The organism is Alistipes sp. An31A, from assembly GCF_002159425.1.
In the GTDB taxonomy this organism is placed as follows: domain Bacteria; phylum Bacteroidota; class Bacteroidia; order Bacteroidales; family Rikenellaceae; genus Alistipes; species Alistipes excrementigallinarum.
Map to the genome: position 1 here is coordinate 96511 of NZ_NFIO01000003.1, position 18282 is coordinate 114792.

The window sequence follows — 18282 nt, forward strand, 5'->3', positions numbered from 1 at the left end:
GTTTGTATTCTGTATCTTGTGTTTGTTGCTTATACTGCTTGAATTCCGGGGTTCACGGCGCCCTCTACCGCTTGCGGAAGTAGTTCACCGCATTGCGGAAGATGGCCTGCTCGCGGTTGCCCGCAATGTTCTTGTAGAGGTTCTCCTCCCAGCGCTCCGTGTGGCCCATCTTGCCCAGAATCTGGCCGTCACGCGAGATGAGGCCCTCGATGGCGAAGTTCGAGCCGTTGGGGTTGCAGGGAGCCTCGGCCGTGGCGCGACCCTCGGAGTCGGCATACTGGAAGGCCACCTGCCCGTTGTCGAAGAGCACCTGCGCCAGCTCGTCGCTCACCACGAACTTGCCCTCGCCGTGGCTGACGGCAATCGAGTGCAGTTCGCCCAGTTCGAAGCCGGCCAGCCAGGGCGAGTTGAGCGACGCCACGCGCGTCGTGACAATCTGCGAGACGTGGCGGTTGATGTCGTTGCGGAAGAGCGTCGGCGAGGAGTCGTTCACCATGCCCAGACGGCCGTAGGGAAGCAGTCCCGACTTGACCAGCGCCTGGAAGCCGTTGCAAATGCCCAGAATCAGGCCGCCGCGGTCGAGCAGCGCATGAATCTCGGCGGCGATTTCGGCGTTGTTCAGCACGTTGACGATGAACTTGCCGCTGCCGTCGGGCTCGTCGCCGGCCGAGAAGCCGCCGCTGAGCACCAGGATGTGGCAGCGGGAGATGTGCTCCTTCATCTGCTGAATCGAGCGCAGGATGTCGTCGCCCTCGAGGTTGCAGAGCACGCTCGTCGTCACCTCGGCGCCCGCCAGACGGAAGGCCTTGGCCGTATCGTAGTCGCAGTTCGTACCGGGGAAGACCGGCAGATAGGCCACCGGATGCTCGACCGCCTCGCCTTCGTAGTGGAACACGCGGCGCTCGGGCGTGGTCTCGACCACCTCGGCGTGGTTCTCGCCCTTGTCGGGATAGATGGTGGCGAACTTCTCGGTGTTGGCGCGGTAGAGCTCGTCGAGCGGCATGCGCACACCGTTGACAATCAGCGCCTCGTCGGCGACGGTCTCACCCAGCAGCTCGGCCGAGGGGTAGTCCAGCTCGACGGCGCTCTCGACCAGAATCGAGCCGTAGGCGTAGTCGAAGAGCGCATGCTCGTCCATCTTCACCTGCGCACCGATGCGGTTGCCGAAGGCCATCTTGGCCAGACCCTCGGCAACGCCGCCGAAGCCCACCGACCAGGCCGAGAGGATGTCGCCCCGCTCGATGCAGTCGCTCACGAAGCCGAAGTTGGCCTTGAGCTGCTCCGTATCGGGCATGTAGCTTGCGCGCGGCGTGTGGCGCACGAGGTAGAGGCGGCTGCCCGGCCGCTTGAAGTCGGTCGAGATGACCTGCCCGGCGTTGACCGTCGTGATGCCGAAGGCCATCAGCATCGGGGGCACGTTGATATCCTGGAAGGTTCCCGACATGGAGTCCTTGCCGCCGATGGAGGGGAGCCCCAGCTCCACCTGCATGCGCAGCGCGCCGAGCAGCGCGCCGAGCGGCTTGCCCCACGAGGTCGGGTTCTTGGTCATGCGTTCGAAATACTCCTGGTAGGAGTAGCGCATCCGGTTGTAGCGCGCACCTGCGGCCACCACCTTCGCCGCAGCCTCAACCACGGCATAGGCCGCCCCGTGGTAGGGGCTCCACGATGCCAGGAAGGGGTTGTAGCCGAAGGCCATGATGCTGGCCGTATCGGTGTAGCCGTCGGTCGGGAGCTTCTGCACCGAGACCTGCGTCTCGCTCCCCTGCGTCCGGCCGCCGAAGGGCATGAGCACCGTCGAGCGGCCAATCGTCGAGTCGAACATCTCGATGAGGCCCCGCTGCGAGAGGACATTGTCGTCGCTCAGATTGGCGGCCATCTTCTCGGCGAGCGTCGCACCGGGCAGCTCGCGGCGGAAGGGGTCGCGCTGCTCGACGCGGCCGATGCGCGCCTGAGCATAGTGCCGGGCGCCGGCGCTGTCGATGAATTCGCGCGAGAGGTCGACCACCAGACGGTCGCCGTTGTACATCCGCATGCGCTCCGTGTCGGTCACCTCGGCCACCTGCACCACCTCGATGTTCTCCTCGCGACAGTACTTCATGAACTCCTCGGCATCCTTCGCCTCGACCACCACGGCCATGCGCTCCTGCGACTCGCTGATGGCCAGCTCCGTCGCATTCAGACCGCTGTACTTCACCCGCACGCGGTCGAGGTGGATGTCCAGTCCGTCGGCCAGCTCGCCGATGGCGACGCTGACGCCGCCGGCGCCGAAGTCGTTCGACTTCTTGATGAGGCGCGTCACCTCGGGACGGCGGAAGAGCCGCTCGAGCTTGCGCTCCTCGGGGGCGTTGCCCTTCTGCACCTCGCTGCCGCACGTCTCGAGCGACTTGGCGTTGTGCTCCTTCGACGAGCCGGTCGCTCCGCCGATGCCGTCACGGCCCGTACGGCCGCCCAGCATCAGGATGACGTCGCCCGGCTGCGGCTTCTCGCGGCGCACCGACTCGGCCTTGACGGCGCCCACCACGGCGCCCACCTCGAGGCGCTTGGCCACATAGCCCTCGTGGTAGATTTCGCGCACGTGGGTCGTGGCCAGACCAATCTGGTTGCCGTAGCTCGAGTAGCCGGCCGCGGCCTTGTGGGTGATGACCCGCTGCGGCAGTTTGCCCGGCAGCGTGTCGCTCACCTTCTGGTAGATGTTGCCCGCACCCGTCACGCGCATCGCCTGGTAGACGTAGCTGCGGCCCGACAGCGGGTCGCGGATGGCGCCGCCCAGACAGGTCGACGCACCGCCGAAGGGCTCGATTTCGGTCGGGTGGTTGTGGGTTTCGTTCTTGAACTGCAGCAGCCAGCGCTCCGTGCGTCCGTCGACGTCGACGTCGACATAGACCGAGCAGGCGTTGTTCTCGTCGCTCACCTCGAGGTCGTCCAGCAGCCCGTGCTTGCGCAGGTAGCGGGCGCCGATGGTGGCCAGGTCCATCAGGCAGATGCTCTTCTGCTCGCGGCCCAGTTCGCGGCGGATGCGCAGGTAGAGCGCGAGCGACTCCTCGATGTCGCCCCGCACGAACGACTCCTCGACCGAGATATCCTCGAGGTGGGTCGTGAAGGTGGTGTGGCGGCAGTGGTCGCTCCAGTAGGTATCGAGAATCCTGAGTTCGGTTTCATAGGGGTCGCGGCCCTCGCGGCGGAAGTAGTTGACCACCTCGCGCAGGTCGTCGGCGTTCATCGCCAGGCCGTAGCGCTTGCAGTAGGGCTCCAGCTCCTCCTCGCCCATCTGGCGGAAGCCTTCGAGCTCCGGCACGGTCTTCACCTCGGCATGCTCGAGGTCGGTCAGACGGCTGAGGTCCTTCTCGCGCGACTCGACGGCGTTGATGTAGTAGTGGCGGATGCGGGCCAGCTCCTCGTCGGTCACGCCGTTGTCGAAGAGCAGCAGCTTGGCCGAACGGATGTTGACCCGGGCCGAGGGGTCAATCAGCCGCACGCAGTCGATGGCCGACGCGGCGCGCTGGTCGAACTGGCCGGGAAGGAACTCCACGGCGATGTACTTGCGCCCCTCCAGGTCGCAAGAATCGCTCACCGTGTCGGTCACCACCTCGCCGAAGACGCGGTAGCGGCTCTTCTCGAGCAGCTCCTCCGTGAAGCCGAACAAATCGTAGATGTTCAGCAGCCGCAGCTCGGCGATGTGCAGATTCAGGTTGTCGTTCAGCTCGCGGCGGAGGCTCTCCGCCTCGACGCGGAAGCGGGGACGCTTCTCGACGAAAATTCGGTAATTGGACGTTTTCATGTATGCTCTTTTGTTTCTTTTTTCCTCGCTCTTCGCGGCCGACTACCGCACGAAGCGGTCGCGCCACTCCCGGTCGTAGCGCTCGGGGGTCATCCCCACGAAGGTGATATGGCCCATCTTGCGCTTGGGGCGGCTCTCCGTCTTGCCGTAGATGTGGACGTAGACCCCGTCATGGTCCTCGGCCGCAATGCGCTGCGCCGCCTCGAGGTCCTGGCCCAGGATGTTCTTCATGACCGTCGGGGCGACCAGCCGGGGCTCCTCCAGCGGCAGGCCCAGCAGGTAGCGGGCCAGCTCGCGGAACTGGTTGGTCGTACACCCCTCAATCGTATAGTGTCCGCTGTTGTGGGGCCGCGGCGCCATCTCGTTGAAGTAGAACTCGCCGTCGCGGATGAAGTACTCGATGGCGAGGATGCCCTCATAGCCGCACCGCCGCATGAACTCGGCGCTGAGCCGCTTCATGCGCTCGAGCAGCTCGGCCGACATCTCGGCCGGCACGAAGCAGAGGTCCAGAATGCCGTCGCGGTGGACGTTGCGCCCCACGGGGAAGCTCACCACCCGCTCCGCGTCGGCGACCATCACGATGCTGGCCTCGTAGTCGAAGGGGACGAACTCCTCCAGAATGCAGGGAACCGAGAGCATGGGCAGCGCCCGGCGGATATCCTCCTCGGTGCGCAGCACCGCCTGACCGTGGCCGTCGTAGCCCAGCGTGCGGGTCTTCAGCACGGCCGGAAGCCCGAGCGATGCGACGGCCGCACGCAGCGACGCCTCGTCGTCGACCGCCTCGTAGCGCGGCGTGAGCAGCCCGTTCCGGCGGGCATTATCCTTCTCGCGCAGGCGGTCCTGCGAGTCGTAGAGCGGATGGTATCCCTGCGGGATGTTGTAGCGCTCGACCAGCGGGATGAGGATGTCGCCCGGCACGTTCTCGAACTCGTAGGTCACCACGTCGGCACGGCGGCAGAGCTCCTCGACCGCCTGCGGGTCATCGAAACGCCCCACGATGCGGTCGTCGCAGCAGGCGAAGGCCGGGGCGTCGGCCGCCGGGTCGAGGCAGACGACGCGCGCCCCGAGCAGGTGGGCCTGCTGGGCAATCATCAGCCCCAGCTGTCCGCCGCCGATGATTCCTATGGTTTTCATTTCGTTCATTTACAAATGGTTGTCAGCACGGAAGCGGACTCCGCACGGAGCTCCGCCCCACCAATTCAGAGTTCGGCACGCAGCACGTCGGCCGTCTGCCTGGCGCGGAAGGCCTCGAGCTTTTCGGCCAGTGCGGCGTCCTGCAGCGCCAGAATCGAGACGGCCATCAGCGCCGCATTCTTCGCGCCGTTGATGGCCGTCGTGGCCACGGGCACACCCGCCGGCATCTGCACGATGGAGAGCAGCGAGTCCAGACCGTTGAGCGCGCGCGACTTCACGGGCACGCCCACCACCGGCAGCGTCGTCATCGCGGCGACCATGCCCGGCAGATGGGCCGCACCGCCCGCTCCGGCGATGATGACGCCCAGACCGCGGCTGCGGGCCGTCTTGGCATATTCGCACAGCAAATCGGGCGTACGGTGAGCGCTCACCACCCGCTTCTCGTACTCGACGCCGAACTGCTCGAGCATGGCCACGGCATCGGCCATCACCTCGTAGTCGCTCGTCGAACCCATAATAACTCCGACCTTCATAGTTTATCTGTTTTTATCTGTAAATCAACTCCAAAGCCCGGCACGCCTCCCGGTCGTGCGCCCCTTCGGCGGCGCTCCGACCCGGGAACAGGGCCGGGAGATACAAAAACAGACCGCCACAACATATCTGTCATGGCGGTCCTATCTATCCGCACAGAGTGCAGGCCGCTTGCCGCTCCTGCCCCGCTGCGCTCGTGGTCCGGTCAATCCGGTGCACCCGGGAGTGAAGAACAGAGCTGCCGCCCTGTCGTCTCCTGCGCCCTCGCCGGTCGTTATTGCCGATTCGTGTCATGAATTCGTCCGGATAAACCTGTCAATGGTCAAAACAACGTTACAAAAGTACGGTTTTCCGGACAACTTTCAAAATAACGGCACAGATTCTATCGACAAATTATCGACAATCTTCGCGGCTGAACGAGTAGGGAGCGTCCTCCTCGGCCGTTCCGCGCGTGGTGACGGGCTCTTCGGACATCGTGAAGTGCAGCCGCGCCCCCCGCTCCAGCTCCGAATGGCGGAGGAAGTTGTGCCCGTAGGGCTTCCCGTTGAGCTCGGCCGAGGCGATGTAGCGGCGGGCAGGGCCGTTTCCTTCGGCCTCGATGACCAGCTGCGCGCCGTTCTCCAGCGTGACGGTCGCCCGCGGGAAGAGGGGCGAGCCGATAACGTACTCGTCCGAGGCGGGGCAGACGGGATAGAAGCCCAGCGCCGAGAAGACGTACCAGGCCGACGTCTGTCCGTTGTCCTCGTCGCCGCAATAGCCGTCGGGACGGGCCGAATAGAGACGGTCCATCACCTCACGCGTCCACCACTGCGCCTTCCAGGGCTGGCCGGCGTAGTTGTAGAGGTAAATCATGTGCTGCGCCGGCTGGTTGCCGTGGGCGTAGTTGCCCATGTTGGCCACCTGCATCTCCGTGATTTCGTGAATCCGGAAGCCGTAGTAGCTGTCGTCGTAGACGGGCGGAACGACGAAGACCGAGTCGAGCATCCGCGCAAAGGCCTCGTGGCCGCCCATCAGCCGCGCGAGCCCCTCCACGTCGTGGAACACCGACCAGGTGTAGTGCCAGGCGTTGCCCTCGGTGAAGGCGTCACCCCACTTGTAGGGGCTGAAGGGGCTCTGGAACAAACCGTCGGCGTTGCGGCCGCGCATGAGGTGCGTCTCGGGGTCGAAGACGTTGCGGTAGTTCTTCGCACGCAGCGCCCAACGCTCCTGCTCCTCGGCCGGGCGACCCAGCCGCTTGGCCGTCTGGAGGATGCACCAGTCGTCGTAGGCGTACTCGAGCGTGCGGGCCACGTTCTCCGGGATGTTGACGTCGTAGGGGACGTATCCCAGCTCGTTGTAGTACTCATGGCCCCAGCGGCCCGACGACGAGACCTCGGGATGGACATGCTCCGTGGCGTAGACCATCGCCTCGTAGAGCTTCGCCAGGTCGGCCGAGTCGGTAACGATGCCCTTGACCACGGCGTCGGCTACCACCGAAGCGGAGTTGTTGCCCACCATGCAGCCGCGGTGGCCCGGGCTCGCCCACTCGGGCAGCAGCGCATTCTCGCGCGCCACGTTGGCCAGTCCGGCCTGAATCTCGGCGTTGACCGAGGGGTAGACCAGGTTGAGCAGCGGGAAGAGGCAGCGGAACGTATCCCAGAAGCCGGTATCGGTGTAGAGATAACCCGGACGCACCTCGCCGTTGTAGGGGCTGTAGTGGACGGGATTCCCCGCGGCGTCGATTTCGTAGAACTTGCGCGGGAAGAGCGTCGAGCGGTAGAGGCACGAATAGAAGGTGCGCATCTGCTCGTCGCTGCCCCCCTCGACGCGAATGCGGCCCAGGACGTCGTCCCAGCGCTGCTGCGCCTTGGCCGTCACCGTCTCGAAGTCGTCGCTGCCCAGCTCGCTCTCGAGGTTGCGCACGGCCTGCTCGGGGGAGATGAACGACGAGGCGACGCGCACGTTGACCTGCTCGCCGCGCCGCGTGGCGAAGTGCACCTTGGCCACGGCATGCTCCCCCTCGACGCGCTTGCCGCCCTCGGGATAGAGCACGCGGCTGCCCGCCTTGTAGTCCGACGGCGAGTCGGTCAGCTCGATGCCCGAGAAGGGCTTGTCGAAGCGCAGGACGAAGTAGTTGCGGAAGTTGTCGGGCACGCCGCCGCTGTTGCGCGTCGTATAGCCGGCCAGCGTGTGGTCGTCGACCATCTCGATGCTCGACCCGCGGTCGAAGGCGTCGACCACCACGCCCGACTCCTCCGATTCGGGGAAGGTAAAACGCAGGATGGCGGCCCGCTCGGTGGGGGCCACCTCGGCCTTGACGTCGTGGTCGGCCAGGTAGACCGAGTAGTAGTAGGGACGCGCCTGCTCGGACTGGTGCGAGAACCAGCTCTGGCGCGACTCCTCGTCCAGTTTGTCGTTGCCGCGCACGGGCATCACCGCGAACTGGCCGTAGTCGTTCATCCACGGCGAGGGCTGGTGCGTCTGCTTGAAGCCCCGGAGCGTATGGGCCCCGTAGGTGTAGGTCCACCCGTCACCCATGCGGCCCGTCTGGGGCGTCCAGAAGTTCATGCCCCACGGCAGGGCGATGGCCGGATAGGTGTTGCCGGCCGACAGCGAATAGTCGGACTGCGTCCCGACGAGCGTCGAGACATACTCCGAAGGGCGGACAACCTCCTCCGCGCTCCGCGACGGAGCGCAGCAGGAGGTTGCAGCCATTGCGAGCACCGAAAGTGCCCAGAAGATGATTTTCATCGGCAGATGTCGATTCGTTTAGCGTTCATTCAGAGTTCATACCATACCTTCGGCTCGGAGCCCATCTCGAACTCCAGCACACCGCCCCGCGCCAGCGACTCGAAGTCGATGCAGGGCTTGTCGTACTCCTCGCCGTTGAACCGGACGCTCTGGATGTAGCGGTTCTCGGCCGAGTTGTTGTGGGCCACGATTGTCAGCAAGCCGTCGCGCACCTTCAGCTCGGCACGGTCGAAGAGCGGCGAACCGAAGAAGTAGCGGCCGCCGGCCGGCTCAACCTGATACATGCCCAGCGACGAGAGGATGTACCATGCCGACATCTGACCCGCGTCCTCGTTGCCCGAGAGTCCGTCGGGCTGGTCGTGGTAGAGCGTCGTGAGCACCTCGCGCACCTTGTCGGCCGTCTTCCAGGACTGGCCAATCATCGTATAGAAGTAGAGCACGTGGTGGCTCGGCTCGTTGCCGTGGGCATACTGTCCGATGAGGCCCGAGATGTCGGGCGATGCGGCGCCGGCGAGCTCCGAGCTGACCGTGAAGAGCGAGTCGAGCTTGGCGGTGAAGGCCTCCTTAGAGCCGAAGCACTCAATCAGACCCTCGACGTCGTGGGGTACCAGCCACGTATACTGCCATGCGTTGCCCTCGCAGTAGTCGTCGCCGCGGTGGATGGCCGAGAAGGGGTCGAACGGCGTACGCCAGCCCCCCTTCGAGTCGCGGCCGCGCAGGAAGTGCGTCTCGGGGTCGAACAGGTGGCGGTACGACTTGCTGCGGTCGAGGAAGTAGGCGTAGTCCTCCTCCTTGCCCAGCTCGCGGGCCACCTGGGCCACCGACCAGTCGGCAATGGCATATTCGAGGTCGAAGGCCACCGCCTCGTTGTAGAGGTCGCAGGGGATGTAGCCGTACTGCATGCGCAGGTCCATACCCCGCTCGGGAACCATCGCCGAGGCCTTCAGCGCCTCGTAGGCCTCCTCACGGTTCGGCACGTAGCCCTTCAGCACGGCGTCGGCCAGCGCGCAGATGCCCGGATTGCCCACCATGCAGTCGGTCTCGTTGCCCACCAGGTGCCATACGGGCAGCTTGCCCTGCTGCTTGTAGATGTCGACCATCGTTGCGGCGATGTCCTGCATCCGGTCCGGATGGATGAGCGTCATGAGCGGCTGTGCGGCACGGTAGGTGTCCCACAGCGAGAAGGTCGTATAGATGTGCGCACCCTCGGCGTTGTACGTCTTGCCGTCGGCGCCGCGGTAGTCGCCGTTCACGTCGCAGAAGGTCGAGGGGACAATCATCGTATGGTAGAGCGCCGTATAGAAAATCCGGCGGGCCGACGAATCGGCCGTCTCGATGCGCACACGGCCCAGCTCGTCGTTCCAGGCCGCATCGGCAGCCTGTGCCGTGGCCTCGAAGTCCCAGTCCGGCAGCTCGGCGGCGAGGTTCTCCTTCGCATTCTCGACCGAGACGGGCGAGATAGCCACCTTGAGCAGCAGCTCCTCACCCTCGGTGGTTGCGAACGAGGCACGGCCGTACATGTTGTTCTCACCCTTGAGCTCGAACGAGGTGAAGGGCTTCGAGAATTCGGCCGCAAAGTAGATTTTCTGGTCCTTGGCCCAGCCCGTCGAGTAGCGGTAGCCCGTCACGACGCGGTCGCCCTCGGCCTCCATGCGGGTCTCGGTGGCTTTGTCCCAGCAGCCGCCGTTCTCCAGGTCGATGACCACGGCCGCCTCGTCCGATGTGGGGAAGGTGTAGCGGTGCAGGCCCACGCGGTTGGTCGCCGTCAGCTCGGCGTCGATACCGTAGCGCAGCAGGCGCGTGCGGTAGTAGCCCGGGCGGGCCACCTCGTCGGCATGGCTGAAGTAGGACCAGAGGCCCGACTGCGGCTCATCCTCCGTTCCGCGGGCGTAGGTCACCTCGCCGATGACGGGCATCACCGTCACGTCGAACAGGTCGCCGATGCCCGTACCGCTCAGGTGCGTGTGCGAGAATCCGATGACCGTCGTGTCGGATACGTGGTAGCCCGAGCACCAGTCCCACGTCTGGGGAATGCTGGTGGGACCGAGCTGTACGGCGCCAAAGGGGACGTTGGCGCCCATGAAGACGTGGCCGTGGCCGCCCGTGCCGATGCGCATGTCGACCCACTGCGTCAGCGACTCGCTCTGGGGAGCCTTGCCGCAGGCGACCGCCGCTATTGCCGCGCCTATGGTGAAAATGGTTCTGAGTTTCATGGTCTATGGGGATGGTTTGGGGTTATAAAAACAATCTTAACGGTGCTCGTTGCTGAGGTCGAAGGTCAGCGTACCGCCCCGCAGCAGCTCCTCGTGGCTGATGCGGTACTTGCGAAGCGGTTTGCCGCCCAGCGACATCGAGCGGATGTAGATGTTGTCGGGAGCGTTGTCGCGCGTCTGGATGACCAGCTCGTCGCGCCCGTAGAAGCGCGGGTCGAGGCGGATGGTCACCTTGTCGAAGACGGGCGAGGTGAGCGTATAGTAGGGCTCGCCCGGACAGTCGGGATAGAGGCCCATCATCGAGAAGACAGCCCACGTCGACATTGTTCCCGTATCGTCGTTGCCGGGGATGCCGTCGGGCTCGGTGGTGAAGTACTTCGCCGTCAGACGGCGCACCTCGCGCTGCGTACGCCACTCCTCTCCCTTGAAGTAGCTGAAGAGGTAGGGATAGGCGATGTCGGGCTCGTTGGCCGGGTCGTAGAGGCCCGTGTCGAAGACCATCTGGAGCTTGTCGACGAACTTGCGCTTGCCGCCCATCAGTCGCGCCAGCCCCTCGACGTCGTGCGGCACGTAGAAGGTGTAGTTCCAGGCCGAACCCTCGTGGAAGCCCGGCGCTGCGGTGAAGTTCTCGCCCGCCTTCGGGTCGAAGGGGGTGAGGAACCGCCCCTCGAGCGTGATGGGGCGCAGCGTTCCGTACTCCTTGTCGTAGTAGTGGCGGTAGCCCAGCGAACGCTCGCGGAAGAGGCGGGCATCCTCCTTGCGGCCCAGCGAGTCGGCCAGACGCGAGAGGGCATAATCGGCGATGTAGTACTCCAGGGCATGCGACACGGAGGCGTCGCCGGCCAGGTCCTTGGCATAGAAGCCCAGCGGCACGTAGCCCCGCTCGATGTAGGGGTCGATGTCGGGACGCAGCCGGTTTTCGGCTCCGGGCGTGGTCGCCGACTTGAGGAAGGCCTCGTAGGCGCTCTCCACGTCGAAGTCGCGCAGCCCCTTCATCCAGGTGTCGACGATGACCGGAATGGCCGGGTCGCCCTCCATGGTGAAGGTCTCGCGGCCGTAGAGCTCCCACTTGGGCATCCAGCCCCACTCCTTGTAGATGTCGACCATCGAGCGGACCATCTCAATCTGACGCTCGGGGTAGACCAGCGTCAGGAGCTGGTGCACGTTGCGGTAGGTGTCCCACAGCGAGAAGACCGTATAGCGGTTGCCCTTCACGGTGCGGATTTCGGAGCTCTCCATGACGGGGTACTCGCCGTTGACGTCCTGCAGCAGATTGGGGTGGATGAGCGCATGGTAAAGACCCGTGTAGAAGACCTCGCGCTGCTCGCGCGTACCGCCCTCGACACGGATGCGGCCCAGGTCGTCGTTCCAGCGCGCACGCGCTTCGGCGCGCACGGCGTCGAAGTCCTTGCCCTGCTGCTCGGCGTCGAGGTTCATGCGGGCGTTCTCCATCGAGACGAACGAGACGCCCATCTGCACCTCGATTTGCTCGCCCTCGGTCGTCCGGTAGGTGAACCACACGCCGATGTCGTCACCGGCCAGCTCCTTCGCATAGCGCGTATAGAGCTTGTAGCGACCGCTGTCCTTGTCCCACTCGGCCTCGACGCCCTGCTTCGGGGGCTGCATCTTCCAGTAGCCGACCGCCTCGGGACGCTTGTTGACACGCATGACGAAGTAAATCGGGAAGACCGCCTGCGGATTGTAGCAGAAGGTGCCCAGCAGCTTCGTCCCCTCGATTTCCGTATCGCTCACGCGGCGTACGAAGGCGCCCGACTCGTTGGTCAGACCCTCGCCCAGGTTGAGCAGGATGTGGCTCTCGCCGGCCGGGAAGGTGAAGCGCGTCACGCCGCTGCGCAGCGTGGCCGATACCTCGGCCAGGATGCCGTACTTGTCCAGGAAGTTGGAGTAGTAGCCCGGCGAGGCCGTCTCGCGCGAATAGGTGCTGCCGTAGTTGTGGTAGTCCACATCGAGCGGGCCCGAGGTGGCCATCAGCAGCAGGGAGCCCATCTCGGGGCATCCCACGCCGCTGAGGTTCACGTGCGAAAAGCCGGTGAAGAACTTGTTGTAGTACTCGTAGGGCGTCGACCACCAGCGCGCGTCCTTGTCGTAGCGGTTCATATCGGAGCCCATCACGTTGAAGGGGGCCACCGACATCAGGCCGTTAGGGCAGACCGCGCCGGGGTTGGTCGTACCGAAGTTGGTCGTACCGATGAACGGATTGACGTAGTCGGCCGGTTCCTGCGCCGCAAGGGGGGCAACGGCAAGCGTTGCCGCCAGCGCCGCGAGCCAAAGCGTCCGTTTCATCGGCCTACAGGATTGAGTTCTTCTTCGTAAATTCGATGATTTCGGGGATGTAGCCGAATGCCAGGCCCGTCACCGTGTCGGCGCAGCCGTAGTAGACGGCCACGCGGCCCGTCTCGGGGTCATGCAGCGCCGCGCAGGGGAAGGTGACGTTGGGCACGTCGCCCATGCACTCGTAGGGCATCTGCGGCGTAATCAGATACGGGCCGCTGCGGGCCAGCACCTTCCAGGGCTGGTCGAGGTCGAGCAGCGCCGAGCCGAAGGCGTAAACATAGCCGTTGCACGAGCGCAGCACGCCGTGGTAGAAGAGCAGCCACCCCTCCGAGGTCTCGATGGGGATGGGGCCCGCACCGATTTTCATGCACTGCCAGGCGCTCACCTCGAATGCGGCGGGCGACATCACGTGGCGGTGGTGTCCCCAGTACTCCATGTCGGGGCTTTCGGAGTAGAAGATGTCGCCGAAGGGGGTGTGGCCCGTGTCGCTCGGACGCGACAGCATGGCGAACTTGCCGTTAATCTTGCGGGGGAACATCACGCCGTTGCGGTTGTAGGGCAGGAAGGCGTTCTCCAGCTGGTGGAAGGTCTTGAAGTCGGTCGTCCAGGCCACGCCGATGGTGGGGCCGTGGTAGCCGTTGCACCACGTCACGTAGTACTTGTCGTCGATTTTGGCCACACGCGGGTCATAGCCGTAGACCCACTCCCCCACTTCGGGGTCGGCACCCTCGAGGTGGAAATCCTCCTCCTCGATGTCCCAGTCGATGCCGTTGACCGAGAAGCCGACGTGAATCCGCATCCGGCGGTTGGTGTCGTCGCAGCGAAAGACACCCGCATAGTTGTACTTGCCGTTCTTGAAGGGAACGACCGCCGAGTTGAAGATGCTGTTCGAGGTCGAAAGCAGGTTGCGCGGGATAATCGGGTTGGCCGAATAGCGCCAGAGCACCTCTTTCGAGCCGGCGGGACGCTCCTCCCACGGCATGTCCGGAAGCGCCGGACCTGCGATTTTCAGATTGCTGTTCATGAATTTACGCTTGTTTATTGGTTATCTTTTCCTTTTTTCAAATCGTGTCGCCGCGCGTCAGTCGTTCTTCAGCTCCTCGTTCAGCTCGCTCGACGAAACCTCCTTGCCGTCGGGGTGGGTGAAGGGGACGAACCACGTGATGAGGAAGGCCGGAATGGTGGCGAACATCACGGCGATGAAGAAGAACTTGTAGCCCAACAGGTCGCTCAGGAAGCCCGAGGCCATGCCGGTGACCATCACCGAGAGGTTCATGATGCCCGAAGCGAAGGCGTAGTGGGCCATCTGGTGCTTGCCCGGAGCCACCTGCTGCATCATGAAGAGCGTGAGGCCCACGAAGCCGAAGCCGTAACCGAAGTACTCCAGGACGATGCCGCCGCCCACCAGCCACATCGACGAGGGCTGGAAGAGGGCCAGCAGCGCATAGACCGCAAAGGGGATGTTGAAGATGCAGCAGAGCGTGAAGAGCGTCCGCTTCAGGCCGCGGCCCGCGATGAAGTATCCGGCCAGCAGCGAGCCCAGCAGGAAGGCGCCGGCGCCGAACGAGCCGTAGTAGAGGCCGATTTGCTGGTTGCTCAGCCCAAGACCGCCAATCGAGGTGTCGGCCTTGAGGAAGAGGGGGACAATCTTCATCACGAAGCCCTCGCCCAGACGGTAGAGGATGATGAAGGCGATGTAGTACCAGATGTGGCGCTTGGCGAAGAACGAGGTGATGACCTCCCGCAGGCCGTCGAGCCCCTCGCGCAGCGAGTGTGCGCCCGATGCGGGGGCGCCGCCCAGCGGCAGCACGCGGATGTGCCACAGGCCGGCGGCGACCATGATGGCGCCCAGAATCACCAGCACGATGGTCCACGCATGGCGGTAGGCCGCCACGTCGCTCGCGGCATCGGGGGCGAAGCGGTTGAAGAGCCAGCCGGCGAACCAGACCAGTCCGCCCGTGGCCACCAGCTTGGCCAGGTTGTAGAAGGCCCCCTGCCAGCCGATGTACTTGGCCTGGTCCTGCGTCGAGAGCTCCGACATGTAGACGCCGTCGGCCGCGATGTCGTGCGTCGCGCCGCTGAAGGCGATGACGGCGAAGATGGCAATCGTGATGGCGAAGAACGACGGCAGGTGGAGTGCCAGCGCACCCACGCCGAAGAGCACGCCGCTGGCCAGCTGCGTCAGCACGACGAAGAACTTCTTGTTGCGGAAAATTTCGAGGAAGGGACTCCAGAGGAACTTGATGGTCCAGGGCCACATGATGAGCGAGGTCCAGAAGGCAATCTGCGCGTCGGAGATTTCAAGGTCCTTGAACATCACCGCCGAGACCATGTTGAGCACCACGAACGGGAGGCCCATGGCAAAGTAAAGAGTCGGAACCCACGCCAGAGGCGAGTGTTTCGTGGATTGGGCATGTACCGGTTTCATTCAGGTCTAAAGGATGTAGGTTTGTGGGGATAAAATCCGGGGACAAAGATACAAAAAATTCGGGAGTTTCACACATTCGGCCGGGACATTACGCAACGATTCCGCAGTGCCGCCACCCCGCGCCCCGCCGCCGGAAAAAGAGCGGGCGTCCGGCCGAAGACCGAACGCCCGCACCCTGCAAATCGGGTCGAAACACCATCAATCCACCCACACGATTTCCACGGACGACGTCGTGCCGCGGTAAACCACATCCTCGGAGTGCACGCCCCGCTTCAGGTAGAGAATATAACCTGCATAGGTAATGTACGAAACGTCGATGCGCTTGAGGTTGGGCACCTGCGTCATGTCGAACTTCGTGCAGACGCAGTTGTCGCCGGCCTTCACCTCGAGCGGCTGCGAGCTGATGAGGGTGAACTTCGGCGGATAGACCATCTCCCACCACTTCTCGCCGACCTGGAGCTTCGTTCCCGAGATGTCGACCAGCATCACCGGCGCATCGCCCAGGTTCATCAGCTCGACGGGGTTGGTCTCGAACTTCAGGTCGCTCAGCTTCGTGTTGGCCGAGAGGTCGACCTCCTTGACCATGTTGTTGGTGAAGTTGAGCGAGACGAGCTCCGTGAAGCCCTCGATACCCTTCAGGGACTCAATCTTCAGACCGCTGCAATCCATCTCCTGGAGCTCCATGCCGGCATCCGTGAGCTGGCACTTCGTGCCGTCGGCCGCCACGACATAGCCCTTCTGGAGCAGGAAGTTGCGGAAGGCCTCATCGGGCACGTCGACAATCGGAGCGTCCGACTCGACAATCTGCGAGATGTTCACGATGGCCGTCGCACCCCCCTCGACCGCACGCAGCACCACCACGGCGTTGCGCGTCATCGAGGCTTCGTCGACCTCGAAGGTCTCGACCGTACGGCGCAGGGGACCCTCCCCCGCCGACTCCTCGCTCGACGTATGGCGGCACCACGAGGCAGCCTCGGCGGGAATCTCGACCGTATAGTCGACGTTGGCGTCGACCTGGACGGTAATGACGCCACCCTCGGGCTCGACCGGATAGGTGTCGGCGTCGACCAAAATCGCATCGTTCTGCAGCTGGGCCACGGTAATCTCACGCGTCTGGCCGCCCTCGCCCGTCACGCGCAGCAGACCTTCGCGGGCCGCATAGGTCGTATTCTCGTCCACGGTCAGATAGATGTACGAACGCTCGGGCATGCCGGCACGCGAAACGGGAGTCGTGTCGCTCACCCAGTCGCTGCACGACGGGTCGAGCTCCCAAGTCAGGGCCACGTTCGCATCGATGCGGATGCGGAACTCGCCGCCGGCCGATGCCACCTCGTAGCGGTCCTTGTCGGCCTCGACCACCACGCCGCCTTCCTGGCTGACGGTCATCTTGCACGACTTGCCGCCGCTCATGAAGGTGTAGACCACGCTGCGGGCCTCGTAGCCGGTGTTCTCGTCGACGGTGAAGTGCACCTCGGCACCCGCCGCGCCCTCCGTCACATCGGGGCGGCACCACTCCTTCCTGCCGGCCAGCCGCCAGTCGCCGCTGCTCTTGACCGTCACCGCGAACTCGGTGCCGGCGGCCGGGAGCGGCTCCTGTTCGCCGCCCGTGACCTCAATCCAGTCGGTCACCTCGGGCGTTACCGGCGCTTCGGTATTCTCCTCGCTGCAGCCGGCCAACAGCATCGCCGCCGCTGCAAACGCTATCATCATTCTTTTCATTGTTCCAAATACGCTTTTCGTTACCAATCCTTGCCGTAATCATATCCGCGCTTGACGGTCTGCTCGCCGTAGACCACGCTCGACACCTGCGAGAAGCGCCCCACGTAGCTCTGGCGCTTGTCGGTGCGCAGGTCGTACCACACCATCACGCCGTAGCCACCCTCGTGCAGCTTCTGAATCTCCGCATCGGAAAGCGAGTCGCCCGTGTACTGGTCGGAATCGGGGTTCAGGCAGATGGAATAGGGCCCCCACTGCCCGGGCATCAGCCCCAGGAAGTTCTTCATCGAGTTGTAGTCGGCGTAGAGGTAGGAGCTGTTCCATGCATAGTCGACCACCTCGCCGATGCGCTTGCCGTCAATCGGGTTGTAGAACGAGGTGTGGCCGTAGGCGTAGAGCGTCACCAGCTTGTCGGGCATCACGCGGCGCGTCTCGATGAGCAGACGGCCGTAGAGCTCCGACGAGGGGACGAGGAAGCCCGGAGCTTCGTCCGCACGCGAGGGGTAGTCGCTCCACTCGTCGTCGAAGTCGACGCCGTCCAGCCCATAGGTGTCGACCACCACGCGCAGCTCGCGGGCGAACTCGCGCGCGCCCTCGGCCGAGAGGTTGGCCACGCCGATGCGGTCGTGGTTGCCCAGAATCGTCAGGCAGACGCGGATGCCGAGTGCCTGCAGCGGCGCGATGTACTTGTCGCGGTTGGCCAGCAGGTGGGCGACGTTGTCGTTGAAGTGGACATAGGCACGGCCGCTCGCGGCGTCGTAGTTGATGTTCGCCGCAAAGATGTTGACGATGTCGAAGAAGGGTTTGCCGCTGTCGGCCAGGAAGTAGTTCGCGGCGTTGAGCGGGTTCATGTCGTTGACCTCGAAGTAGGAGACCATCGTGAAGCCGCTCGGCTTGGTCGCATCGGGACGCGCGCCCGAGACCTTCACCAGCAGATAGAGCGCCTTGCGGTCGGCGGCCGGGGCAATGCCCGTGGTCTTGACGTCGAAGGTGACGGGCAGCAGGTAGGTCTGCCCCTCGACCGCACCCTCGCCCGGCATGAGGTTGAGGGCCATGTAGTCCGAGAAGACATCCTCGGGGCCAATCAGCACGGCTCCGTTCTCCTCGAGCAAGACCTGGCTCTCGGGGAAGAGTTCGAACGAGGTCTCATGCTCCTCGTTGTAGGCCTCCACCAGCTCGGGCGCCACACGCAGCGTGGCATCCACGGCACGGCCGGCCACGTGGGTCAGACCCAGCCGCACGGTGCTCCGCACGGCCTGGCCGCGCAGCTCGACCGTCGTTTCGCTCTTGCCGCTCTCGCTCTGGAGGTAGGCTTCGATTCCTTGCTCACCGGCCGCGCCTCCGTTCTGCTCCGAGCCCGGAATCGAGATGTCGTCGGTGCAGGAGACCGCCGCGAAGGCCAAGCATCCGAGCAGGCATCCGGCGGCTAATTTATGCAGTATGTTCATGGGTTGATT

Annotated in this window: 10 protein-coding genes; all 10 read right to left on the reverse strand. The window is 64.4% G+C overall.

From position 1 onward, the window contains the following. Nucleotides 1-64 precede the first annotated feature (64 nt). The 10 genes from B5F90_RS04050 to B5F90_RS04095 all read right to left on the reverse strand — a co-directional run bounded on the left by B5F90_RS04050 (nucleotide 65) and on the right by B5F90_RS04095 (nucleotide 18273). Nucleotides 65-3778 (reverse strand): phosphoribosylformylglycinamidine synthase, encoded by a 3714-nt coding sequence (locus tag B5F90_RS04050; RefSeq protein WP_087361446.1) that lies wholly within the window; start codon nucleotides 3776-3778, stop codon nucleotides 65-67. Nucleotides 3779-3820: 42 nt separating this feature from the next. Continuing rightward, complete coding sequence (gene purK, locus B5F90_RS04055) at nucleotides 3821-4912, reverse strand: 5-(carboxyamino)imidazole ribonucleotide synthase (RefSeq protein ID WP_087361714.1); 1092 nt, start codon at nucleotides 4910-4912, stop codon at nucleotides 3821-3823. A 65-nt stretch (nucleotides 4913-4977) separates the two neighbouring features. Beyond that, a complete protein-coding gene (purE, locus tag B5F90_RS04060) occupies nucleotides 4978-5445 on the reverse strand; it encodes a 5-(carboxyamino)imidazole ribonucleotide mutase (RefSeq protein WP_087361448.1) in 468 nt (155 codons plus the stop codon). Nucleotides 5446-5836: 391 nt separating this feature from the next. Beyond that, a complete protein-coding gene (locus B5F90_RS04065; protein WP_087361450.1) occupies nucleotides 5837-8173 on the reverse strand; it encodes a GH92 family glycosyl hydrolase in 2337 nt (778 codons plus the stop codon). A gap of 29 nt (nucleotides 8174-8202) precedes the next feature. Further along, nucleotides 8203-10386, reverse strand: coding sequence for a GH92 family glycosyl hydrolase (locus B5F90_RS04070; protein ID WP_087361452.1), 2184 nt, complete (start codon nucleotides 10384-10386; stop codon nucleotides 8203-8205). Nucleotides 10387-10422: 36 nt separating this feature from the next. Next, nucleotides 10423-12690: a GH92 family glycosyl hydrolase gene (locus B5F90_RS04075; RefSeq protein WP_087361454.1), complete on the reverse strand. Its 2268-nt coding sequence runs from the start codon at nucleotides 12688-12690 to the stop codon at nucleotides 10423-10425. Nucleotides 12691-12694: 4 nt separating this feature from the next. Beyond that, nucleotides 12695-13705, reverse strand: a complete 1011-nt coding sequence (locus B5F90_RS04080) for a glycoside hydrolase family 130 protein (RefSeq protein WP_087361456.1) — start codon at nucleotides 13703-13705, stop codon at nucleotides 12695-12697. 57 nt (nucleotides 13706-13762) lie between these two features. Beyond that, nucleotides 13763-15109: an MFS transporter gene (locus B5F90_RS04085; RefSeq protein WP_087361458.1), complete on the reverse strand. Its 1347-nt coding sequence runs from the start codon at nucleotides 15107-15109 to the stop codon at nucleotides 13763-13765. A gap of 198 nt (nucleotides 15110-15307) precedes the next feature. Beyond that, nucleotides 15308-16828, reverse strand: a complete 1521-nt coding sequence (locus tag B5F90_RS04090) for a BACON domain-containing protein (RefSeq protein ID WP_087361460.1) — start codon at nucleotides 16826-16828, stop codon at nucleotides 15308-15310. A gap of 20 nt (nucleotides 16829-16848) precedes the next feature. Beyond that, the gene (locus B5F90_RS04095; RefSeq protein WP_087361462.1) at nucleotides 16849-18273 is read right to left on the reverse strand and encodes a DUF1735 domain-containing protein; all 1425 of its coding nucleotides are present in this window, start codon (nucleotides 18271-18273) and stop codon (nucleotides 16849-16851) included. Nucleotides 18274-18282: the final 9 nt, after the last annotated feature.

Bases quoted from the DNA above. Each gene is read 5' to 3' on its own strand.
- B5F90_RS04050 (WP_087361446.1), bottom strand. From the start codon at position 3,778: ATGAAAACGTCCAATTACCGAATTTTCGTCGAGAAGCGTCCCCGCTTC.
- purK (WP_087361714.1), bottom strand. From the start codon at position 4,912: ATGAAAACCATAGGAATCATCGGCGGCGGACAGCTGGGGCTGATGATT.
- purE (WP_087361448.1), bottom strand. From the start codon at position 5,445: ATGAAGGTCGGAGTTATTATGGGTTCGACGAGCGACTACGAGGTGATG.
- B5F90_RS04065 (WP_087361450.1), bottom strand. From the start codon at position 8,173: ATGAAAATCATCTTCTGGGCACTTTCGGTGCTCGCAATGGCTGCAACC.
- B5F90_RS04070 (WP_087361452.1), bottom strand. From the start codon at position 10,386: ATGAAACTCAGAACCATTTTCACCATAGGCGCGGCAATAGCGGCGGTC.
- B5F90_RS04075 (WP_087361454.1), bottom strand. From the start codon at position 12,690: ATGAAACGGACGCTTTGGCTCGCGGCGCTGGCGGCAACGCTTGCCGTT.
- B5F90_RS04080 (WP_087361456.1), bottom strand. From the start codon at position 13,705: ATGAACAGCAATCTGAAAATCGCAGGTCCGGCGCTTCCGGACATGCCG.
- B5F90_RS04085 (WP_087361458.1), bottom strand. From the start codon at position 15,109: ATGAAACCGGTACATGCCCAATCCACGAAACACTCGCCTCTGGCGTGG.
- B5F90_RS04090 (WP_087361460.1), bottom strand. From the start codon at position 16,828: ATGAAAAGAATGATGATAGCGTTTGCAGCGGCGGCGATGCTGTTGGCC.
- B5F90_RS04095 (WP_087361462.1), bottom strand. From the start codon at position 18,273: ATGAACATACTGCATAAATTAGCCGCCGGATGCCTGCTCGGATGCTTG.